At 46.7% G+C, this 24,494-nt stretch carries 14 protein-coding genes and 1 riboswitch; of the genes, 9 read left to right on the forward strand and 5 right to left on the reverse strand.

Annotated elements, in window-relative coordinates; all coding sequences use genetic code 11:
• Positions 1–9 precede the first annotated feature (9 nt).
• The 3 genes from G588_RS0105420 (at position 10) to G588_RS0105430 (ending at position 6,308) form a co-directional block, all read left to right on the forward strand.
• Positions 10–1,755, forward strand: coding sequence for an SGNH/GDSL hydrolase family protein (locus tag G588_RS0105420; protein WP_022777742.1), 1,746 nt, complete (start codon positions 10–12; stop codon positions 1,753–1,755).
• A gap of 30 nt (positions 1,756–1,785) precedes the next feature.
• Positions 1,786–4,701 carry a glycosyl hydrolase 115 family protein gene (locus G588_RS19305; protein ID WP_022777743.1) on the forward strand — a complete coding sequence of 972 codons (2,916 nt, stop codon included), beginning with the start codon at positions 1,786–1,788 and terminating at the stop codon, positions 4,699–4,701.
• A 98-nt stretch (positions 4,702–4,799) separates the two neighbouring features.
• Positions 4,800–6,308 carry a family 43 glycosylhydrolase gene (locus G588_RS0105430; RefSeq protein WP_022777744.1) on the forward strand — a complete coding sequence of 503 codons (1,509 nt, stop codon included), beginning with the start codon at positions 4,800–4,802 and terminating at the stop codon, positions 6,306–6,308.
• 135 nt (positions 6,309–6,443) lie between these two features.
• On the opposite strand, the gene G588_RS0105435 is transcribed toward G588_RS0105430, so the two are convergent.
• Together G588_RS0105435 and G588_RS0105440 are read right to left on the reverse strand one after the other, a co-directional pair.
• Positions 6,444–7,007, reverse strand: coding sequence for a TIGR01440 family protein (locus G588_RS0105435; RefSeq protein WP_022777745.1), 564 nt, complete (start codon positions 7,005–7,007; stop codon positions 6,444–6,446).
• A gap of 15 nt (positions 7,008–7,022) precedes the next feature.
• Positions 7,023–7,628, reverse strand: coding sequence for an ECF transporter S component (locus tag G588_RS0105440; RefSeq protein ID WP_022777746.1), 606 nt, complete (start codon positions 7,626–7,628; stop codon positions 7,023–7,025).
• A 132-nt stretch (positions 7,629–7,760) separates the two neighbouring features.
• Between G588_RS0105440 and pdxR the strand changes: the two genes are divergently transcribed.
• The 4 genes from pdxR to addA all read left to right on the forward strand — a co-directional run bounded on the left by pdxR (position 7,761) and on the right by addA (position 19,019).
• Positions 7,761–9,206: a MocR-like pyridoxine biosynthesis transcription factor PdxR gene (gene pdxR, locus G588_RS0105445; protein ID WP_022777747.1), complete on the forward strand. Its 1,446-nt coding sequence runs from the start codon at positions 7,761–7,763 to the stop codon at positions 9,204–9,206.
• A gap of 116 nt (positions 9,207–9,322) precedes the next feature.
• A complete protein-coding gene (locus G588_RS0105450; RefSeq protein WP_022777748.1) occupies positions 9,323–11,461 on the forward strand; it encodes an EAL domain-containing protein in 2,139 nt (712 codons plus the stop codon).
• Between the two features lie 30 nt (positions 11,462–11,491).
• Positions 11,492–15,028, forward strand: coding sequence for a PD-(D/E)XK nuclease family protein (locus G588_RS0105455; RefSeq protein WP_022777749.1), 3,537 nt, complete (start codon positions 11,492–11,494; stop codon positions 15,026–15,028).
• A gap of 16 nt (positions 15,029–15,044) precedes the next feature.
• On the forward strand, positions 15,045–19,019 hold the full coding sequence (addA, locus tag G588_RS21305; protein WP_022777750.1) for a helicase-exonuclease AddAB subunit AddA: 3,975 nt from the start codon (positions 15,045–15,047) through the stop codon (positions 19,017–19,019).
• Between the two features lie 293 nt (positions 19,020–19,312).
• Here addA and G588_RS0105465 read toward each other — a convergent pair whose 3' ends face one another.
• Positions 19,313–19,789 (reverse strand): CPBP family intramembrane glutamic endopeptidase, encoded by a 477-nt coding sequence (locus G588_RS0105465; RefSeq protein WP_196804946.1) that lies wholly within the window; start codon positions 19,787–19,789, stop codon positions 19,313–19,315.
• A gap of 740 nt (positions 19,790–20,529) precedes the next feature.
• A riboswitch (TPP riboswitch) is annotated at positions 20,530–20,634 on the forward strand.
• A gap of 90 nt (positions 20,635–20,724) precedes the next feature.
• On the opposite strand from G588_RS0105465, the gene thiT reads away from it, so the two are divergent.
• Positions 20,725–21,426, forward strand: a complete 702-nt coding sequence (thiT, locus tag G588_RS0105475; RefSeq protein ID WP_022777753.1) for an energy-coupled thiamine transporter ThiT — start codon at positions 20,725–20,727, stop codon at positions 21,424–21,426.
• A 16-nt stretch (positions 21,427–21,442) separates the two neighbouring features.
• Here thiT and hflX read toward each other — a convergent pair whose 3' ends face one another.
• A complete protein-coding gene (gene hflX / locus G588_RS0105480) occupies positions 21,443–22,780 on the reverse strand; it encodes a GTPase HflX (protein WP_026668600.1) in 1,338 nt (445 codons plus the stop codon).
• Positions 22,781–22,877: 97 nt separating this feature from the next.
• Positions 22,878–23,888, reverse strand: a complete 1,011-nt coding sequence (gene asnA, locus G588_RS0105485; protein WP_022777755.1) for an aspartate--ammonia ligase — start codon at positions 23,886–23,888, stop codon at positions 22,878–22,880.
• A 305-nt stretch (positions 23,889–24,193) separates the two neighbouring features.
• On the opposite strand from asnA, the gene G588_RS0105490 reads away from it, so the two are divergent.
• The gene (locus G588_RS0105490) at positions 24,194–24,430 is read left to right on the forward strand and encodes an HPr family phosphocarrier protein (RefSeq protein ID WP_022777756.1); all 237 of its coding nucleotides are present in this window, start codon (positions 24,194–24,196) and stop codon (positions 24,428–24,430) included.
• Positions 24,431–24,494: the final 64 nt, after the last annotated feature.

A 24,494-nucleotide genomic window follows, 5' to 3' on the forward strand; every position in this document is an offset into this window, starting at 1 on the left:
GAGATACAAATGGAAGCAGCAAAAAGCGTGAATAATGGAGGGCCGGTTGCTCCTAAGGATCCGGTAAAGAAACGTCCATTTTTCTTTATTATGCAGGGCAAGCAGGTATATGGTTCACCTCAGCCAGATGGAAGAGGTATCCAGTTCATCTATGAGAACGACGGAAGACTCATAGATGCCGCAAGACTTGCAGGCAATATCTCAGATGATTATATGCTGGAGCTTTTAAGAAGCACAGCAGGTTTCAGGAAGATGGTTCATTCCATCGGAGTCAGCGTTACAGGAAGAGTGCCGGATGAGAAGGTGAATTTTGTAATGCAGATGTATCCTAAGGCTCCCGGCGAGCCCGCCACCAGTATTGAGAAGGAACTGGATATGGACGGCATGGAGAACATCATAGAGCTTTCAGATGTAAACTGGCTTGCCAGCGACCATGAGATAGGTCAGACAAGATTTGAATTTGCAAGACCCGGAATTCAGGCCAGCGTAGACGTCAGATTTTACCTGAATGAGGGCTTTGTTGCTCCTATTCAGAGAGAAGAGACTCTTGTTAACTTTGAATCAGACAATTATAAAAAGATGATCGCAAGGAGCCTTAGACTTAAGGGTAACACCGGCAGGATCGAGGCGCTTCTTGCCAAGGCAGGAGCTGGAGAGGATATCACTCTTGGCTTTATCGGCGGTTCTATCACACAGGGCGCCGGAGCGATTCCTATTCACGAGAAATGCTACGCAAGGGTATTTGCAGACGAATTTGAGAAAAAGTATGCCAAGGGCGGTAAGGTTGACCTGGTAAAGGCCGGTGTGGGCGGAACACCCTCCGAGCTAGGAATGATCAGATTTGAGAGAGACGTACTCAGAGACGGCGTTAAGAAGCCGGATCTTATTGTAATAGAATTTGCAGTTAACGATGAAGGTGATGAGACCAAGGGCATATGCTTCGAGAGTCTTATCCGTAAGGCCTACAGGCTTCCCTGGAAGCCTGCGGTTGTAATACTGTTTGCAGTATTCTCCAATGACTGGAATCTTCAGGATAGACTCGGACCTGTAGGTGTACGTTACCAGATTCCAATGGTCAGTGTTCTTGATGCTGTATCACCACAGTTTATGCTCCTTCCCGAGGACGGCAGAGTCATTTCCAAGAACCAGTACTTCTATGATCAGTATCATCCAAGTAACCTTGGACATCAGATCATGAGCGACTGCATCATCAATCTTCTTGATGTGGTTAATGCTGAGCCTTCACAGTATGAGGAAGAGGTTGAGCTAGATAAGACAGAGCCCGCCATCGGAGCTGATTTTGAGAAGGTGGTACTCCTCGACAGAAAAGAAATGCCAAGACTTAAGAGCAGGTTTGGAATCGAGCTTGTGAGCGAGGGTTCATTTGCTGATATTGATAAGGATCTTCAGCACGTTGAGATGGACTCCGAGATCAAGCCTGTTCCCGAATTTCCTTACAACTGGTGCCATGAAGAAAACTCAGCAAACAATGATCCCTTCGTAATGAAGATTACCTGCTCCAAGCTTCTTCTGGTACACAAGGATTCAGGTCTTCCCAATGCAGGAGTCGGTGTTGTCTATGTTGACGGCAAGAAGGTTCTGGAGGCAGATCCTCTCAAGAACGGATGGACACATTGCAACGCAGTGATCATACATAACGGCAAACGTACCAAGGAGCACGAGATCAGAATAGAGCTTGCTCCCGGTATGGAGAAAAAGAAATTCACAATACTTGGTTTTGGTGTAGTGGAGTGATGTTATTTATAAAACAATGAGGGCGTAAATATGGAATACATAATTGGAAGCGATAACAGACAGATAGTACTTGGAGAAGACGAGTGGAGCGGAGTTAAGAAGATTGCAGCCAAGGTAGCAGGTGACATTAAGCTTGTTACGGACGCAGAGTATAAGATTACAGAATCTACATCCGCTGGTGATTTCTCCGGAGGTGTTTATGCTGCAACTCTCGGTAAGAGCAGCCTTGCAAAAGAGCTTCTCGATAAGTGCGGAATTTCCGAGGACACACTCGCAGGTAAGCGTGAGTGCTACGCATTTCAGGTAGTGGAAACAGTGAACGGAGGCTCTGCCCTTGTTATCGTTGGAAGTGACAAGAGAGGAACAATCTATGGTCTGTTCCATATCTCAGATCTTCTGGGAGTCAGCCCCTGGGTGTATTTTGCAGACGTTAGCCCTAAGAAACGTGACAGCGTAGCACTTACAGATGCAGACAATTTTGTATCCAAAGAGCCTTCGGTTAAATACAGAGGTTTCTTTATCAACGATGAGTGGCCTTCCTTCGGAACCTGGACCTTCAAGCATTTTGGCGGCTTTACTGCCCAGATGTACGAGCATGTTTTTGAACTGATCCTTAGAATGAAGGGTAATTACCTCTGGCCTGCAATGTGGACCTCCAATTTCTCACTGGACGGCCCCGGGCTTGCCAATGCGGAGCTTGCTGATGAGCTGGGAATCGTTATGAGTAATTCCCATCATGAACCCTGCCTTCGTCACAGCGAGGAGTGGGATCTGGTTAAGGGCGATGATACCAAGTACGGCTCTGCCTGGAACTTCTCCAAGAACAGAGAGGGTCTTATTAATTACTGGAGAGACGGCCTGTCAAGAAACGGCAAGTTTGAAAACGTTGTCACCATGGGCATGCGAGGCGAGCGTGACAGCGAGGTTCTCGGAAGAGAAGCTACACTTCAGGACAACATCGATTATCTCAAGGATGTTATTACTGTTCAGAACAATCTGATAAAAGAGACTATCAGTGAAGATTTAGACAGCGTTCCCAGAATGCTGGCAATATACAAGGAAGTTGAGAAATACTTCTACGGCGATGAAACCGCAGAGGGCCTTCGTTACTGGCCTGAGCTTGACGGAATCACCTGCATGCTCTGCGATGACAATTTCGCCAATATGAGAAAACTACCCGAGGAATTTGAAAAAGACCGCAGAGGCGGCTGGGGAATGTATTATCACTTCGATTATCACGGAGATCCCATTTCCTATGAATGGGTTAACTCAACTCATCTTAGCAAGGTATGGGAGCAGATGGGACAGGCCTATGAATCCGGAGTAAGAGACATCTGGATCGTCAATGTAGGTGACCTTAAGCCCCAGGAGCTTCCACTGTCCTTCTTTATGGACCTTGCCTATGACTTTGACAAGTGGGGAACCTCTAATACAGATTCTGCTACAGAGTATTTAAGGAACTGGGTTGAGCGTCAGTTTGCAGGATGCGAGGATGCATATGAGGATATTTATGCACTCCTTGATACTTATACTTATGTCAATTCCATCAGACGTCCTGAAGCATTGAATGAAAGGATATATCACCCCGTTAACTACGGCGAGGCTGAATATATGCTTCAGCTTGCAGATATCTCCGTATCTAAGGCAGAAGATCTCTGGGATAAGTTCAAAGAGACTCCGTTAAAGGATGCTTTTTACCAGCTGGTGTACTTCCCTGTATGTGCATCCATGAATCTTCTTGAGATGCAGCTATTTGCAGGAATCAACCATCATCTTGCAGGCCAGGGCAGACCATCTGCAAATATCTACGGAGGCCTCATCAATGAGTGTATGGACAGAGATTTAGAGCTCCAGAAGGGCTACTACGAATGCGCTGATGGTAAGTGGGACGGCATCATGGGCTCAGAGCACATGGGCTTTGTTCACTGGAATGATGAGGAGGCAAGATACCCGGTAGTTCATACCGTTATCCCTTCCAGAAGACCCAGAGTGGTTGTTGCAGGTTCCTACAGCGATTCTTACACCATGGGCGGTGATTGGACCAGACACCCGATCGTGCTTACTGGTCTGTGCAGCCCTACCTGCTTCTTCGAGAAGCTTGAGCTGGAGAATGCGGGAACAGGCGATATAGAGTGGAAGGTTACCGAGTGCGATGAATGGATCAGCCTTTCAGCCTCTGAGGGTGTTCTCAAGGAGGGCGATACGGACATCCTTGTGGTTACAACAGGTGACAATCTTCCCGAGGGCACATTTGTTGGCAAATTCGTGATCAAGGCAGCAATGTACAAGGTTGAAGTATATGTATGCGCAAGGAACTTCACCGAGGAGGAAGCGGCTATAGATCACTTTGTACCTGTTCTTCCGGATGAAGTGGCAGCATTTGTCAAAGAGAGTGATCTGGAACTGTCTATCGAGGCAGGAGAGCTGGAGCTGTCCGAGGATGAGGATGCACAGGCTCCTTCCTACAGAATAATAGATAATTACGGCAAATACGGAAGCGCAGCCAAGGCCTTCCCTGTGAACTGCGATTTCGGCAAGGTAGCAGCCGAGGATCTTCCTTCACTTACAGGAAGCTTCTATGTGCCTAAGGACGGCAAGTACGAGATCAGACTTATCACTGCACCTTGCAATCCTCTCAGCACCGAGAGCCTTCTTAGGGTAAAAATGGCTATTGATCCCGAGAGTACGACAGATGCAGCCTTTGAGAGCGTTACCACCGTTGGAGCTGGCTACCAGGGCGGAGAGAGAACCTGTCCTGAGTGGACTAAGGGTGTACTTGATAATCAGCATGAAACCGTGCTTACAAGGAACCTTTCCAAGGGATGGCACGACCTTACGATCCTTCCTCAGGATCCCGGCGTTGTTATAGAGAGACTTGTGATCAGAGAGGCAGCCTTTGCAAGAAAAGATGGTTATTTGCACAACTGCCCCGTAAGAGGTTTTTAACGCAATATTAAGACATGAAATGGCAAGATATAACAAGACATTGCGGCGTTTTATGGGTATCATAAAACAATGATAAGCAACAGAAAGGTATAGGAAAAATGAAGAAACAGATTTTTAACCCGATTTTGCCTCTGGATGTATGCATTCCCGACGGCGAGCCCCACGTATTTGGTGACAGAGTATATATTTATGGTTCACATGACAAGGAAGGCGGAGAGACTTTCTGTATGCTGGATTATACCGTATATTCCGCACCTGTTGATGACCTTAAGTCATGGAGAAAAGAGGGCGTTATCTACAAGGCAACACAGGATCCCGATTACAATGAGAGACCTTATATGTATGCACCTGACTGCGTAAGAGGTAATGACGGCAAGTACTATCTCTACTATGCTATGTCAGGCCCCTTCGGACAGGGTGGCTATTTCGGACCTATCCAGGTAGCTGTATGCGATACACCTGCCGGAGAGTTCAAATATCTTGGTTTTGTTAAGAACCCCGACGGAACTCCTGCACAGGATTTCGTATGCTTCGATCCCGGTCTTCTTAACGACAACGGCAGAATCTTCCTTTATTCCGGTACACAGTATCAGTTTGAAGAGGAAGAAGATTTCTTTGAGAATGAGGAATCAATCAAATCAGAGATGACAATGTTCAACCGCTCAAGAGAAGAGATCCTTGAGAAGGCTAAGAAGGGCAGTGTCATGGGCCCTATCGTTATGGAGCTTGAGGATGACATGATGACCCTTAAGGGACCTGCCAAGCATCTTATCCCTTACAACATCAAGGGCACAAGCTTTGAGGAGCATCCTTTCTTCGAGGCCAGCTCAATGCGTAAGGTAGGAGATAAATACTACTACATCTATTCTTCACAGCAGAACCACGAGCTGTGCTACGCAACCAGTGATTATCCTGACAGAGACTTCACCTTTGGCGGAACTCTTGTTTCCAACGGAGATGTAGGCTTTAACGGCAGAACACTTGATGACAAGATGAATATGACAGGTACTACTCACGGAAGCATTGAGAACATCAACGGTGAGTGGTATGTATTCTACCACAGACTTACACACAAGTCCGATTACAGCAGACAGGCCTGCGCAGAGAAGATCACAATCAATCCCGATGGTTCCATCAATCAGGTTGAGATCACCAGCTGCGGTCTTAACGGCGGTCCTCTTGTAGCTGAGGGTGAGTATCCCGCACCTATCGCCTGCAACATCACCAACGGCAAGATGCCTCACGGCTGCAACAGAATATTCACAGATTCCTTCCCTAACGTTAACAACGACGGCGACGAGAAGTATATCGATGAGATCTGTGAGGGAACACTTATCGGATACAAGTACTTTGATTTCAAGGACGTAACCAAGGTTACAGTAAGAGCAAGACTTGACGTTAACAACAACGATCCTGTTGACGCAGATGCTAAGCTCGAGGTAAGACTTGAGGAGAAGGGACCTGCTATCGCAGAGCTTCCTGTTGGCGGAGTTGACAAGACCTGGAAGGATTTCTCAGTAGAATTTGATGCCGTTAACGGTGTACATCCTTTATTCTTCGTATACCACGGCAAGTGCAGAATCCAGATCAAGGAACTTATTTTCTGATAATAACAACGTAATTTATGACCTGCATAATTTGACTGACAAGAAGGGCCCCGGCATTTAGCCGAGGCCCTTCACTTTATTATTGCAGAGCTGTTTAAGTGAAATATGTCAGTGGTTCGCAGGCTCAATTACATATCACATCAGTGCTTCATCGTAGATGGCACGCTGTCCGCCCACATATTTGGGGCGATGTCTTGCGCAGATGATGGGAGCTGCTCCGATCTTCCTGAGGGAGATACGAAGAGGTACCACTACGCTGTGCATGTGCATTCCTATCATGGTTCCGCCGATATCGATGCCGGCATCGGCTTTGCCATTGATCGTCTCCACCAGTACAGGATCCTTGAATCTCTGATAGCATACGGTGGCGAATGCGCCTCCCGCATGATTGGGCTGAGGGATTGCATTGACCTGTTCAAAGCCGTAGCGCTCCATGGTCTTCCTTTCAACTACCAGCGCTCTGTTTAAATGCTCGCAGCACTGGGCTGCTGCAAAGATACCGTTTTCCTCAAGTACGGGAATGATGCCGTCAAATACAGCATTGGCTGAATCCAGATTGGTGGCGGTTCCTATCTGATCTCCGAGAATCTCGCTGGAGGAGCAGCCGATTACGAATATTGAGCCCTTTTTGAGCTTCGCTGCTGCAAGGATCTCCTGCACAGCCTGTCTGCTCTGAGCTGTTATTTCCTTAAAATCCATGATTTTTTACCTTCTTTATTTTTGATGTGGGCTTAAAGTATTTTTGACACCCACTTCATTATACTCCATCCTGGCAAAAATTCTATTAAGGCCGCCTTTGAAACACAGAAGAAGTGAGCCGATAACCCCAAGCAGCGCCTGGGCGATCTCATAGGGAAGCTTTAAAACAGCATCCACATAGGTGCTGTATATGTAGATCTTGCCAAGAGTATAGCCAACAACCATAATAACGCCGCCTATAAGTGTTGCAATAAGACTAAGTGAAAAATGCGCTCTGGCGGATCTGTTCCTGACAGCCCTGTGGGCGATGATGGATACCACCGCAGCCTGAAGTCCGTGGGTGACGAGAGAAACGAACATCGGAGCAGGATAAAAGAGCAGGTCTCCCAGGAAGGAACCGATTCCGCCCACAATAAATGCTGCCACAGGATCAAGCAGAAGTGCAGCGGTGCAGATGATGGTGTCACACAGGTACAGGTGTCCGCCGGGAACGGGAATACCGAAGCTTGATACGATTATGTTAAGTCCCATGAAAATGGCGGTGATGGTAAGCCATCTCACAGGGTTGGTGCTCCTCAGGGAGCTTTTCTTGTCGGTGCTGACTGAAGTACTTGTGCTCATTGTTCTGTCTCCTTTGATTCATTATTTTCATTTTCCTAAGAATATACTACAATGTTGGTATTATAAAAATATACAATCCTAGTATTTATTTAAATACCAGTTATAAAAAGCAATTCAGAGGAGACGGAAAACATGCTTACTTATGACCTTAGTAAGACCGATGGGGCCAAATATTTAAAGCTATACGAACTGATCAAAAAGGATATCACAGGAGGCGTGATTGCTGCAGGAGAAAAGCTCCCTTCAAGAAGAAGCTTTGCCAACAATCTGGGAGTCAGCACCGTTACCGTGGATAATGCCTATGATCAGCTTCTTCAGGAGGGATATATCTATTCTCTTCCCAAGAGGGGCTATTTTGTTGAGAAAATAAATCGCATCACTGCGCCAAGCAGTAAGCTTACCGGTAAGGCCGGTGGGGATAAAAAAGAAAAGCTCAACATACAAGGAAACAGTATGTTTGATCCTAATCCTCCGGTAGTCTACTTTGACTTCTCCTCCAACAGGCCTGAGCTGTCCAATTTCCCGTTTTCTGTGTGGGCCAGGATTAACAGGAGTGTGATCGCAGATAAGAGCGAAGAACTCCTTAAGGTATCCTATTCCACCGGTATATCGGACCTCAGGATGGCTATAGCAAGACATCTGTCCTCTTTTCGAGGAATGGACGTATCTCCGGAGCAGATCGTGGTGGGGGCAGGAACAGAGTATCTCTACGGCCTTATTATCAAGCTCCTTGGCAAGGATAAGAAGTATTGTCTGGAGAACCCCGGTTATAAGAAGATCAGACAGGTATACGACATGGAGGGCATTGACTACGGCTTTGCCGACCTGGACGACGAGGGGCTTAGCATCAGGGATTTGGTCAGAAACAAAGCAGATGTGGCCCATATCAGTCCCACCCACCATTTCCCGACGGGAGTCACCACACCTATCACAAGGCGCTACGAGCTACTGCACTGGGCAGGGGCAGAGGATGGCCGCTATATCATCGAGGACGACTATGACAGCGAATTTCGCCTGAGGGGGACGCCGATCCCAACGCTCCAGAGCATAGACAATGCGGAGAAGGTGATTTATATGAATACCTTTTCCAAATCCCTGACCTCCACCATCAGAATCAGCTATATGGTGCTTCCGCCCCACCTGGCTGCGAAGTTTTATGAGGAGTTTTCCTTTTTGTCCTGCACCGTATCCACCTTTGACCAGTACACCTTGGCGCAGTTCATTGCAGGCGGCCATTTTGAGAAGCACATCAACCGTATGAGGATCAAATACAGCAAAAAAAGAGACAAAGTCCTTGAAATCATAGAAGCTATCCTGGGGGAGCCGGGGGAAGGCGGCTATGAGATCGAAGAAAACGATTCCGGCCTTCACTTTATCCTTAAGCTGAATACGAAATATTCCGACAGTGAGCTGGAGCAAAGACTCCTTAAGAAAAACATCAAAATATCGGCAGTTTCGGACTTTTATCATGGAACCAAGCTCGAGAATATAGGCAAATTCATATTCGACTATTCCAACATCAATCTGGACAAACTCCCGGAAGCTCTGAGGATTCTCAAAAAAGCCGCATCCATATGAGAAGTTTTATCGGCTGCGGATATAAGAGAAATTTAACAATTAGTGTAATGATATTATGATAAAATGATATCGTGGATTCGTATGAACATCACCCATGAAACGACATGAGGGGGCCTATGTTACAGCTTGATCAAAATGCATCCGGTAAGCCTGCGTCCATTGACGAGCTTACAGGTTTGCTTAATTTGACCGGTATTTTGGAGATCATTCAGGAAAGAGGACAGGACCTGGCATCAGAAAGTGCTGTCATCATTTATTTGAATGTCATGAATTTCAAGGCCTTCAATCAGCGCTATGGTTTTGCGGGAGGAAATGAGTTCCTTCGCGGTATGGCTACGGAGATCCGGGATATTTTTGCCGGAGACGTAGTTGCAAGAACCGGCGGCGATCAGTTTATCATTCTTACCAAATCCGTATCACATCAGGATATCGTTGACAGATTATTGACTCTGGACGAGGCTGCCCTTAAGCATGAGAAGGGGCTTCGCCTTCGTATTAAGGCCGGCATTTATCAGGCACAGGGAGATGAGAGCGACAGCGTTATCATGGTGGATCGCGCCAAGAGTGCCTGCGATGATATCATCAGAGTCTATGACAAGGACTACAATTTTTATTCCGAAGAACTCAAAAAGAAGAACGAACTTAGGCAGTATGTTATAGATAACTTCGAGAGCGCCTTCAAGAAGAAGTACTTCAAGGTATATTATCAGAGGGAAGTCAGGGCTCTTACGGGGAAAATCTGCGGCTATGAGGCCCTCGCCAGATGGATTGACCCTGAGATGGGCGTTATTTCACCCGTAATATTCGTGGAGGTACTTGAAAACGTTCACCTGGTACACAAGCTGGATATTTGCATCATTGATCAGGTGTGCCGTGAACTCAGGATTGATCTTGACAGAGGCTATGGAGTAGAACCTGTTTCCGTGAATCTTTCAAGACTTGATTTTGAGCTCTGTGATATTCTCAACGAGGTGGAAAAGTGCAGGCAAAACTATGACATTCCGGTTAGCCTTCTTAACATTGAGATCACAGAGAGCGCGGTAGCTTTCGGAGAGAATTTCTTAAACGACCAGATAAAAAGGTTCAGAGAAGCCGGTTATCAGGTATGGATGGACGACTTCGGCGCCGGCTACAGCTCCTTTAACAACCTTAAGATCTATGATTTTGACATGCTCAAGATCGATATGAATTTCCTTAGGGACTTTGAGACCAACAAAAGAACCAAGGTAATCTTATCCTCCATCGTGAACATGGCCAAGGAGCTGGGAATACACACCCTCGCTGAAGGCGTGGAGACTCAGGAACAATACGAATTCCTAAGAAGGATAGGCTGTGAGAGACTTCAGGGCTATCTTTTCGGCAAGCCCAAGCCCATGGAGGAATTCGAGACAGAAACAGACTATAGTCCTGAGGTATGTGAGGACAATGATTATTGCCGGTATTATGACGATATCGGTGAGATAAACTTCCTGGGAACAACGCCCCTTAGGGACAAGAGTATGGAGGTTGTCAATAACCTGCCCATCGCTATCATTGAGGTAGATGATAAAACAATACAGATACTGTATGCAAACAATGCTTTTGTTCAGATGCTAAGTACTATTGGCATTTCAAGTGTTCAGCAGGCAAATGAAATATATTCCGAGATTGGCTCCGACGATGTACGAAGTCTTATGGAAATGGCTGCCAGCGCAGAGAACTCCTATGATCACAGGGCTGAAGGCGACCGCATTGTAAACGGAAGCCTTTTGAACACCAAGATAAGGTTCCTGTCAAGACACGGCTCCAGGGCGGCCTATGCCACCGTGACAAGAAATCTTACCATATACGGTGACAGCAAGCTGGCCGACAATATCCATGTGGCCATGGCTCACGTTTTTAACCAGTACTTCAGAGTTGACCTCTATGATGAGGACGGAACAGTTGAGAATATCTTCCTGAACACCCGCCAATTCCCTGTTGCGGATGTTGAAAAGAATGCCGTCAAGGCGGTCCAGATGTACTCAAATATGTACATATACCCGGATGACAGGGAGAGATTCAGGAAATTCTATGACATAACCACCGTAAATGACAGGATTAAGGAGGCCGGCTCCCAGTATATAGTTGACTATTACCATTCAGCCATGCCCGGCGACGGCGGAAGAATGCAGATGTACATGATACTTCCTTTTTATTATAATAACAGATGGAAGTACATATCCTGCTGCAGATATGCGGATGAGATCAGCGACGAGCTGATATACGGCAATTAGGGGATATGATTAAAAGTATTGGGAGAAGGTATGCTAAGATTTTGTTTTGGGGCAAGTGGCGCCGGAAAGAGCACCACACTATTTAGCGAGGCCATAGGCAGAAGCCTTGAGGATAACACTAAGCAGATTTTTATTATAGTTCCGGATCAGTTTACCATGCAGACCCAGAAGGATGTTGTCAGAATGCATCCCAAGGGGGCAATAATGAACATCGATGTACTGAGCTTTGGAAGGCTCTCCTATCGAATATTTGAGGAGACCGGCCTTGGCTCTTTTTCTGTGCTCGATGATCTGGGCAAGAGCCTGGTGCTGCGCCATGTTTCAGACCTTCTTGGGGACAAACTCCCTGTGATTGGCAAGAACATGCATAAGCCCGGCTATATAGATGAGGTTAAGTCTACAATCTCTGAGTTCATGCAGTACGGGATCGACGATGCCATGCTGGGCACTCTTATGGAAAAAAGCACCGAGAAGCGGGCACTTAATTCCAAGCTCCGGGACCTTCGCCTTCTCTACAGCGAATTTCTCAAATATATCGAAGGCAATTACATAACCACCGAAGAGACTCTGGACGTTCTGTGCAGAGCTATTGATTGTTCCAGGATTCTTAAAGATTCCATTGTGATTTTTGACGGATTTACCGGTTTTACCCCCATTCAGTACAGGGTTATCAAAAAGCTCCTTGCCATAGCCGATGAGGTGGTGGTATCAGTGACCATCAGCCCTAATGAGGATCCCTACGCGGATTCCTTCGAAGAGCAGGAACTTTTTATGCTGGGCAAAAAGACCGTAAGAGACCTTGAAAAGCTCATGTACGAGGTGGAGAAGGAGAACCTGGGCTCAGTGGGGAGCCTGCCTGACTTTAATTCCTACAGGGCACTTCTTCATGAGAAAAACAGGGATATCAGACTTACAGACAGTCCCGTGTTCCGCCTTAAGGATAACCCGCCTCTGGCATTTCTTGAAGAGAACCTGTTCAGATATAACACCGGTAAATATTCGGGAGAAAATAGTTCAGTTGAGATATACAGCGCCGCAAGTCCCGCAGAGGAGATAAGGCAGACCATGATCAAGATCTCCGACCTTATAAGGCAGGGAGAACTCGCCTACAGGGATATTGCTATTGTCTGCGGATCCCTTGAGGACTACGGGGATATCATCAGCAGGGAAGCGGACAAATTCGGGATTCCCGTCTACATCGACAAGAATGTGGCTCTTATGCTGAACCCCTTTGTGGAATATGTGACCAGCGCCATTAACACGGTAATTTCCGGTTACAAATATGAGGACCTCTTCCATTACATGAGAAGCGGAATGACAGATTTTTCCGAAGATGACACAGATATTCTCGAGAACTATGTCAGAGCCCTTGGAATAAACGGAAGGAAGCAGTGGGAGGACAAGTTCCTCAGAAGAATGCCAAGGCGCTTCAAGCCAAGGAATAATGCAGAGGACCTCAAGGAAGTTGAGCTTCTTGCGAAACTTGAAGCCATGAGAGAGGCGATAACGCAGCAGCTGAAACCTCTTTTTGAACAAAAAACAGGCACAGTATCCGAGATAACGAAGGCTCTGATATCTGTGATTGAAGCTAATAATTCCAAGGAAAAGCTCCTTGCCTACGCAGACCGTTTCAGACAGGCAGGAAATATCCGTAAAGCAAGGGAGTACGACCAGATCTACGACAAGATCATGAATCTGCTCCTTCAGATGAACAGCCTTATAGGGAGCGAGAGCCTGTCCCTTGAGGAATACAGGGATATCCTCAGCGTTGGCTTTGGAAACATCGAGGTTGGTACCATTCCTCAGGATGTGGACAGAATAATCGTGGGAGATATTGAGCGAAGCAGGCTCAAGGAGATCAGAGCCTTGTTCTTCATGGGCGTAAATGACGGCGCCATTCCGTCGAACCAGGGAGGTGGCGGCATTCTATCCGATATAGACAGGCAGTTCCTCTCGGAGCTTGATACCGGAATTGAGCTGGCGCCAACACCCAGGCAGCAGATGTATATTCAGAGGCTCTATCTGTATATGAACCTCACCAAGCCCACAGATAAGCTATTCCTGTCCTATGCAGAGATTGATAAGGAGGGCAAGTCGCTAAGACCTGCCTATCTGATACCCAAGCTCCAGTCCATGTTTGAGGGACTTACGGTGCAAAGACCCCAGGAGGGCTCCTTTGAATCCCAGAATGTATCGGTGAGAGACAGCTATGACACCATGTCGGAGATGCTAAGAAGCTATGCGGAGGGCACTCTTTTCAAGGAAAAGACAGGGGAGTTTTATACCCTCTACAAGGTGCTAAGGGACTATTCAGAGCAGGATAACCTCATTAATAAGCTGACAGAGGCTGCTTTTTCCCATTATGACAACAAGCCCCTTGCCAAGGAACTGGCAAGAGCCCTGTACGGTGCAACCCTTGAGAACAGCGTAAGCCGCCTGGAGAAGTTTGCGTCCTGTTGCTACGCTCATTTCCTCAGCTACGGAATGCATCTTCAGGACAGAAAAGAGTATGTCATCGATCCTTCCGACCTCGGAAATATCTATCATGAAGTGCTGGAGCAGTACACAGGGGAGATTATCACCAGGAAGATCGATTTCAGAAATATATCCAAAGAGGAATCGGATACGATATTAAAACAAGCTTTAATAACATGTGCTGACAAATACGGAAATACAATTCTTTACAGCAATTCCAGAAATCAGTACCTGATAGAGCGTATCCATCGCATTCTTTCAAGAACGGTTGATACCTTAAAATATCAGATCTCCAAGGGTCGCTTTGAGCCTGCCTTCGTGGAGATGAACTTCCGGGAAGCCGGAGATATAGAGGAGATCAACGTAACCCTTTCTGAGAAAGAAAAGACTGAAATTATTGAAAAAATGCACCTCAGGGGAAGGATTGACCGGATTGATCTGTACGAAGATCCTGAGCACGTATATGTCAAGGTCATCGATTTTAAGTCCGGAGGAAAGAAACTTAGCATCGCATCGCTCTACCACGGGCTTTCGCTTCAGTTAGTAATGTATATGAATGTTGCCCTGGCGGCAGAAAAAAATAAAAATCCAAATAAGGAAATCGTCCCGGCGGCGCTCCTGTACTACCATGTAGACGATCCCATCGTCCCGGGGCAGGAAGACTTGCAACCGGATGATATCAATGAACTTATAAGGGCCAAACTTCGCACCACAGGCCTTGTAAATGCAGATCCGGACGTGGTTCAGATGCTTCACGAGGGACTTGAAGCCAAATCTGACGTCATCCCCGTAAGGCTCAAGCAAAACGGTGACTACGCCAAGGAGTCTTCAGTAGTCTCCAATGAGGATTACGCCTGCATTTCCAAATATGTGAACAAGAAGATAAGGGAATTTGGCAGGAGAATACTGGACGGAGATATAACCGTTAACCCTTACGAGGCAGGGCAGAGGAGCTCCTGTACCTATTGCGATTACAAGTCCGTCTGCGGCTACGACGAGAGGATCCCCGGCTATTCCAAGAGGAAGCTGGCCATGAAGGACGAGGATGCGCTTGAAGCCATTCGCAGCGAATTTACGGATAATAACAACTGATAACAGGTGAAACAATATGGCAATTAAATTTACAACGGAACAACAGGCGGTAATAGACCAAAGAAACGCCAATATACTGGTATCCGCAGCTGCCGGCTCCGGCAAAACAGCGGTGCTTGTCGAACGTATCATTCAGATGGTGCTGGCAGGCCTTGATATCGACCATCTGCTGGTGGTGACCTTCACCAAGGCCGCAGCATCCCAGATGAAGGAGAAGATCACTCTGGCTATTCAGAAGAGGCTTCAGGAAGAACCTGACAACAAGCACCTTCAGAAGCAGGAGACCCTTATCCACAACGCAAAGATCACCACAATAGACTCTTTTTGCCAGTACGTAGTCAAGAACAACTTCAACAACATCGGCCTGGACCCTTCATTTCGTGTAGGCGACGAGGGTGAGCTCAAGCTTGTTCAGGAAGAAGTCATGAAGGACATGCTGGAGGAAGAATATGCACTGGCCCTTGAGGGGCAGAATCCGGATTTCCTCTACGTCATGAACTATTTTGGCGTTGGCAGCAGTGATGAGGCCGCAATCAGCTATATTATGCAGCTCTACGACTTCGCCATGAGTATGCCCTGGCCCGAGGACTACATCAACGACAGAATGAAGGACTACGACTGTGAAGGCGAGTTCGACAGTCTTCCCTGGGTGCAGGACTGCGTGGACACCATCTTAAGGATGCTCGCCGAGTGCAGAGATGACCTGGTGGCGGCTGAGAAGATCTGCTGTGATCCCGACGGCCCTCATCAGTACGGTGACAATATTCAGAACGATCTTGAGCAATTTGAAGCTGTCCTTGGGAAAAAGACCTACGACGAACTCTTTGACGCAGTAAGAGTCATTCAGTTCCAGACCCTATCCAGGAAAAAGGATGACACCGTCTCCGAGTCCAAGAAGAAAAACGTCAAGGACATCAGGGACAGCGTAAAGAAAAAGCTGAAAAACACAATTATAGAGAAGTATCTGGCACTGCCCGCCGGCACCGTTCTTGATCAGATGAAACTCTGCAGCACTGCTGTACATGAGCTTTGCAGACTGGCGCTGAAGTTCAAGGCTCTTTTTGATGAAAAAAAGCGTGAGAAGGGCCTTATAGATTTCTCAGACATGGAGCATTTTGCCCTCAGGATCCTCGTAGATCACCCTGATGAGGAGAGTTCTCGCGGAAAGACCTGCGAAGAAATAATAGAGATGTGCACTCCGACGGCTGTAGCCCTTGAATACAGGAACTTCTTCAGAGAAGTACTTATCGATGAGTATCAGGACAGTAACAACGTTCAGGAGCTGATCCTTAAGTCCATCTCCGGGGAAAAGCCGGATATCTCAGAGCGCTTCATGGTTGGCGATGTCAAGCAGAGTATCTATAAATTCAGACTGGCAAGGCCTGAGATCTTCATGGATAAGCTTGGCACCTTTGTAAAGGATGGGGCTTCGGAAAACAGAAGAATAGACCTTCACATGAACTTCCGTAGCCGCAAAGAGGTTCTTGATATCACCAATTACATTTTTGACAGAATAATGGGAAAAGACCTTGGAGGCGTTGAGTACGACGCGGATGCCAGGCTTGTTTTCGGTGCAAAGGATGCCTATGGAGAGCCGGACTACGACATTACCCCGGAGCTACTTCTGGTGGATATTCCATCTGCTTCCGCAGCCGAGGAGGGCAGCGGGCAGGACTACGAGGAAGGCGGATACGATCCCGAGGATGGAGCTATGGAAGGCGTAGTATCCGCAGCGCAGGAAGAACCGGAAGCGTTCCACGATCTGTCAGATTTTGAGGGTTACAGCGCAAGGGAAAAAGAGGCTCTTGCTATAGCCGAGAAGATCCATGCCTTAAGACAGGAGAATCCGGCCCTGCAGTTCAAGGATATCGTCATATTGTTAAGGTCACCCAGCGGCTGGGATACCTGCTTTAAGAGAATACTTGAGAGCCAGCAGATCCCTGCCTACGTGGAGTCAAAGAGCGGATACTTCGAAGCCTACGAAGTGGCGGTGATGCTAAATCTCCTGTCACTTCTTAATAATCCCACCAAGGATATACCCCTTGTCAGCGTCATGCACTCCGTGATCGGAGGTTTCTCCGACGAGGAACTGGCCCGGGTAAGGGTTATGATAAATGGAAACGATAAGGCCAGAGAGCAGGATTCCATGCATGGAGCCATCAAGGCGCTTCTTGCAGGCAGCTCTGATGAGGATGCTCTCACAGCCAAGCTCCGAAGCTTCATCACGTTCATCGAGGAGCTAAGGGAGATGTCGGTGTACACTCCCGTTCATGAGCTTCTGGAGTACATCATCGACAGGACAGGCTTTGACTGCTATATTTCAGCTCTTCCCGGCGGAAATCAGAGAAAGGCCAACCTTGAGCTCCTTCTTAACAAGGCCGTGACCTTTGAAAAGAGTAGTTTCAAGGGACTATTCCATTTTGTCAGATATATTGAACACATTAAGCTCATTCAGGTGGACTACGGCGAAGCGGGAATCATCGATGAGAACGCCGATGTTGTCCGCATCATGAGTATTCATAAGAGTAAAGGTCTGGAGTTTCCCGTTGTATTTGTAGCGGGGATGAGTAAGCGCTTTAACATGCGGGACACCAAGGGAGATCTTATCTCAGACATGGATCTTGGTGTTGGAGTAAAGTGCATCGATTTGGAGCACAGGCTCAAATACGATACCTTGAAGCGCCTTGTTATCGCCGACAAGATGACCAAAGACAGCCTTGGAGAGGAGCTTAGAATATTCTACGTAGCCCTTACCAGAGCCAAAGAGAAGCTCATTATGACAGCTTCCGTCAAGGGACTTGGAGATAAGCTTGCCAAGGCTCTTAACAAGATGCCTCTGAATCAGGCAGCTGTGCGCCTTCCGTTTTCCGCAAGGTTTGGTGCCATGAGCTATTATGACTGGACACTTCCCGCCGTACTTGCCCATCCGAGCTTCGAGGCAGCACTGGACAAGCTTGGAGTAGACAAGGAAACCTACGTCAAATTCATTGATAAAAAAGGCGACCTTCCTGCCTTCTGCGTTACTGCTCTTCAGGATGAAGACCTTCGCCGTGATATGATAATCGCCGATGTGATGGGTAATCTACGTAAGGAAGAGCTGAAAAGAGGCGTCCTTGAGGGCTTTGATCAGGAGCTGGCCCAGAGGCTTAAGGATAAGTTTGAGAGCAGATATGCCTTTGAGAATCTTAAGGGACTATACACCAAGACCACCGTTACAGAGCTCAAAAAGCACCTTCTCGAGGAAATGGGAGAGGTCTTTGGTACAGAAGCTGAGTTCATAGATGAGGATGCCATTGAGGTGCCCTTCGATATGGAAGATGTAGCAAAGGCTCCTACAGAAGGCGCGGCTGACGTTAAGACCGCGGTGATACAGCGCCTGTCCGGAGCTGACAGAGGTACCGCCTATCACAGGATCATGGAGCTTCTGGACGAGAATATCTTCGGAGATAAGAAGCTTACTGATAATGCGGCAGAGATCTTCGATGACGTTGAACCTTCCAAGACAAGGAAGATGAAGGGAACAGATCTGGACAACATATCCAAGAGAATCTATGTATGGATGAAGGATCTGGCGGACAAAAAAGTGATCCCGCCGGAATACCCGCAGTCTGTCTGGTCTGCAGATGTCACCAGATTCCTGGGTTCATCCCTGGGACAGCGTATGGCCACGGCCTACAGAACCGGTAATCTCATGAGAGAGAAGCCCTTCATGATGGGAATCTCCGCAGCTGACCTGGACTCCAAGTTCCCGCCTGAGGAGACAGTTCTTATACAGGGAATCGTTGACGCCTGGTTCTTTGAGGGCGACGACATCGTTCTCATGGATTACAAGACCGACAGAGTGGATACCGAAGAGGAACTGGTACAGCGCTACAGCATACAGCTCCAATACTACAAGAGAGCGCTGGAAGCAGCCACAGGCAAGAAAGTAAAGGAGATATATATTTATTCCTTCAGATTCGGAACTGTGATTCCTCTGAATATTGCGTAAAATGTAACAAAATGGGATTTTGATGTGAAAATAGCATAATAAACCAAGGAAATATGTGATTTTTTTGTGAACATTTTTGTTATATTTGGAAACTGATAACGTGGAAACGGTTGCGGAATGCATGGTTACTTAGCTTATTGGAAACCGGTTTTTGGTCACCCCAAAAGACGGTTTTTTTGAGCAATTTACGCATATCGCCCGCAATATCTGATAAGTTATCTGACAAATCTGCTGTTAAACTGAATACAGTTCTACAATTCCGGTGGACTAATGCACAAATAGTTGTAAACCCCTCATAAGAAAAAAATGGTGTATGCCAGTGCTATCAGATTAGCGCTGGCATGTACTATTATTGGGACAAAAATACTTTCCGACCTGCGATAGCAATAACAGATCACCACTCCCATCAGGAATGCATACACCCCCTGCACCGGATTCATATGATAGATCCCAAACAGCGAAGACGACAACATCAGGGCCCACAGGTCCTTTTTTATTGCATAATTAAGACTGTTATAAATAACGAACCTGAACACTACTTCCTCCACAATCGGAGTAAATACGCAGTACAACAGCATCATCATAACCGGCGACTCAAAAACACCAAACTGCGACTTAGCCACCTTCTGATATGATTCAGCCTCAACCAGCCCAAGCGCATTAAACAGCACTGTCAGCGCCAACGCAAAAAGTGCCCCCACCACCCCATAAACCATGTAAGTGCCCGGCGTTACACTCTTTGAAGTATCTCTATTCAGCTTACTTCTCATATATATCAAATACTTATCCAATATTTCTCCTCTTGATTATGATGTTTTTTAATTGCTAGTATTTTAGCTTCTGTGCATCTGTTTTTTAATGCTAATATTTAACACTCATGTTCACTATTTTGTCATAGGGTTTCATATTACATTTCATCTGATCTTTTTGCCATGTTTACACTTAACTAATGCAACCAGATTGCATTATTGTATCTACGTTTATTCTATCTGATTATCTCTATTAATGTGTATCTAATTTTCTTAGCTAATGTGTACCTGATTTTTACGAACATTGTGTATCAGAATTCACATACAGTAATATATCTGACTTTATCCGTGGTGGCAGGAGATCTCAGGGAGGAGTCGGGAGTAGTATGGGCGTGGGAGGGGCATTAGCTGGGCGCTGAAGAATGACAGAAATGCTCGCCTGTGAGAGAGCGCCAGGATTTATGAGCTTTGTCAAAATACCGCAACGTATCTGCCCACGGCTCGTTGTCTGACGCCCGGCCACAGCACCTCCGGGTAACCATATTAACCCATCCCGGGCGGAGTTTAGAGCCGTAGATACGCTGCGGTATTTTGACAAAGCCATAAATCCAAGCGAAAGAGCGGCGAGCATTTCTGCCATTCTTCAGCGCCCCTCCCCCCTCCCACGCCCATACAACTCCCCCTCCCTGATCCCCCTTCCGGGAAACCAATATCCCCTCTTGACAACAGCCCCCGTCAAGTGTTTAATGGATATGAACTAAATAAACCGCTAGGGGAGCTATGCTGAGAGTGTATGCGTTATGCGCGTCTAACCCTTATTACCTGATCCGGATAGTGCCGGCGTAGGGAAGCAACGGTTACATCACAGACCACATCTACACAGTCTGACTGATACACCACAATCAAGAAATAATAACCTCCTCTGAAGCGGATATCCATCAGGGGAGGATTTTTATATGTATTTATTTCTGGAAAAAGTAATTGAAGACGGAGACGTAACCTACAGTCTCACCAAGGGCGGCTATGCCTTAATGTTTGTTCTCTTTGTGGTAGCGGCCATGGCCATCAGCTATTTTACCAACAAGGACGGCAAGGGCAAAATGAGCATCAAGCAGATTTCTGTTTCAGCTCTTTGCATCGCACTCGCCTTTGTAATGTCCAATATCAAGCTCTTCAAGCTTCCTATGGGCGGCAGCGTAACACTTTTCAGTATGTTCTTCATAACCTTCATCGGATACCTCTACGGACCCAGAGTCAGCATCTCAGCTGCCTTTGCCTACGGACTTCTCCAGATGATCGTTGATCCCTATATCATCAGCGTTCCTCAGCTTGTCTGCGACTACGTGCTGGCCTTCACAGCCCTTGGCCTTGCAGGTTTCTTTTATGAGAAAAAGAACGGAATGATCATCGGATATCTTGTTGGAATATTCGGTCGTTTCATATTCTCCGTTCTCTCCGGCGTGATATTCTTCGCAGCTTATGCTCCCGAGGGAATGCATCCCGTTGTTTATTCATCCCTTTACAACGGTTCCTACATCGGAGCAGAGGCAGTACTTACGATCATCGTTCTGCTGATTCCCGCCGTACACAAGGCACTTAACCGCGTCAAGGCAGAGGTAAACGAAAAGAGCATCCGCAAGCAGGTTCAGCTTGGCTGATGCCCTTTAACAGCAATCAATCCGATATATATTTAGCGTATTTCATTCGGTCGGCAGGCGTAAGTCTGGCGACCGTTTTTATTCCCTCGGGAAGATACTCACTGGACAGTACATTTCCGCCCTGAGTCAGGGCATTTAAGATACCGCCTTCAGAATAGGGGAGCAGCAGTTCACACTCCGACGCGCCCTCCGAGAGCTTTCTTTCGATCACCGAGATCAGCTCCTCGAGACTGTCCTCAGCCTTGGCACAGATATATACCCTGTCATCCATGGACCTTGGGACATCCATCACCAGTTGGGAATTCTCCTCCTGCTCCTTCTGCACAAGGTCTGACTTGTTAAAAACATATATGACCGGAATATCACCTGCTCCTATCTCAGTGAGAGTATCCCTGGTGACATCCATATGATATCTGTACTCCGGGTCTGAGAAATCGATGACCTGCAGCAGAATATCAGCATATTTAGCCTCCTCCAGAGTGGACCTGAAGGCCTTAACAAGGGAGTGGGGCAGTTCACTGATAAAACCTACCGTGTCCGCCAGCAAAAAGGGTCTGTGACCCGGGGCATTTATTCTTCTTACGGAAGTATCAAGGGTAGCAAAGAGCATGTCCTTTTCAAGAACCAGCTTCTCATCCGCATCCTGACCGTCGCTTCCGTAATTTCTGATCATGTTGTTGAGGATTGTGGACTTGCCGGCGTTGGTGTAGCCCACAAGAGAGACTCTGGGAACTCCTGAGTTAAGCCTTCTGCTTCTCTGGGTATCACGCTCTTTTTCCACGTTTTCCAGTTCTCTTCTTAGCTCGGCCATGCGGTGTTCGATGCGTCTTCTGTCAAGCTCAAGCTGCTTCTCTCCGGAACCCTTGTTGGAGAGTCTTCCGCTGCCGCCGCCCTGTCTTGAGAGGGAGGTGCGCATATGGGCCAGTCTTGGAAGCATGTACTGAAGTTGTGCATATTCAACCTGGAGTCTTGCTTCTCTTGTTTTGGCTCTTGAGGCAAAAATCTGTAGGATAAGGCCTGTTCTGTCCATGACCTCAGTGTCCAGAGCTTTCTCAAGGTTACGAAGCTGCATGGGAGAGAGGGAGTCATTGAAGATGATGATATCCGCATCGAAGACATCGAGGGAATCCTTGATTTCCTCCACCTTGCCGCTTCCTATATAGGTGCTGTTGTCGGGAGAGGACAGGGACTGGGTCACCACTGCTGCCACCTCCAGGTCAAGGGCCTTGGTCAGCTCTTTTAATTCATTCATGGATCTCTCGAATTCGAGATCGCTTCTGTTTACGTTAAGTCCAACGAGGATTGCCCTTGGCTTAATTGTTTCCTGAATTATCTGGTGTATTGTGTTTTTCATTAAATCTCCGTTTCTGCAATAGCCGGAACAACCGGCAAAAAAATGGGAAGCCATATTAAACGGGCTTCCCAAACAGATCATTATCAATATGGCAGGATCAAAGAAGGTTAATTCCGTTCTTCTCGCACTCGGCAACCATCTCCTCGGGCCAGATAGAGCACTGAACCTCTCCGATGTGAGCCTTTCTAAGGAAGAACATGCAGATTCTTGACTGTCCGATACCGCCTCCGATGGTGTATGGAAGCTCCTTGTCGAGAATTGCCTTCTGGAAAGGAAGATTAGCACGCTCTGTGCAACCTGCCTTCTCAAGCTGGCTCATAAGGGACTTCTCATCTACACGGATACCCATGCTGGACAGCTCAAGAGCAATATCCAGAACAGGATAGTAAACAATGATATCGGCGTTGAGCTGCCAGTCATCGTAGTCAGGTGCTCTGCCGTCGTGCTTGTCTCCGGAAGCAAGTTCGTCGCCGATCTGCATGATGCAGACAGCGCCCTTAGCCTTGGAGATGTAGTACTCACGCTCCTTGGGAGTGTTGGCCGGGAACATATCCTCCAGTTCCTGGGTTGTGATAAAGAAAATATCGTCGGGAAGGATCTCTTCAATATAATCATACTGAATTGACATGAATTTCTCTGTCTTTCTGAGAACCTTGTATACGTTTCTTACTGTTTCCTTGAGGAAATCAAGGTTTCTGTCCTCTTTGCTGATGACCTTCTCCCAATCCCACTGATCAACGAAGATGGAGTGGATGTTGTCGGGAATCTCATCTCTGCGAACGGCATTCATATCCGTATAGAGGCCTTCGCCAACATTGAAGCCGTACTTCTTGAGTGCGTATCTCTTCCACTTGGCGAGAGAGTGAACGATCTCGGCGGGACGCTGATTCTCGTTCAGGATATCGAAAGAAACCGGGCGCTCAACACCGTTTAAGTTGTCGTTAAGACCTGACTCGGGAGTAACAAACAAAGGAGCGGTTACTCTCTGAAGGTTAAGTCTTGTGGCGAGCATGCCCTGAAAGAAGTCTTTTACTGTTTTGATGCCGACCTGGGTATCGTGAAGATCCAGGGCGCATTCGTATTTCTTGGGAATCTTAAGGTTTTCCATCTGATAAACTCCAATTTACCTAAATTTTTACTATTTAACATCTTAAAGCGGAACGCTTCTTATTGCAATAGTTTATCTCAAAACATTGAATATTTTTCTACAATATATATACATTTTTTTTTATTACATTAGCGAAATAAAGTATAAAAAATCTATAAAAAAATTCGAAAATCTTTCACCGTTTGTTCACAAAATCCTATTTACAAATCGATGCCAAGAGGGTATATTCTACTAAGCATTCACTTAAACGTTTACTTATACGATTTAGTTGACGTTTGGTCATTTGTGGAAAGGAAGTAGGAGATATGTTTAGACACGTAATTAAGAAAAATATTATGCTGAAACCCGCACAGGTTAAGGACTTTGTCAATGCTGCGACTAAATGTAATTTCGATGTAGATATATACTATAACAGGTACGTAGTAGACGCTAAGTCAATCCTGGGAGTTTTCGGTCTTGATCTTACACAGAAGCTCACAGTTGAGTACAGCGGTTACGACCAGAGCTTTGAGCAGGTGCTCAATTCACTTACCGTAGCATAATCGGTAGATACAATTTCATATTTAAAGTGGTAGTAAGACTCCCTATGGTATAAAATGTGCCATA

Origin of the sequence: Butyrivibrio sp. AE3009 (genome assembly GCF_000420845.1) — a bacterium.
Taxonomy (GTDB): domain Bacteria; phylum Bacillota; class Clostridia; order Lachnospirales; family Lachnospiraceae; genus Butyrivibrio.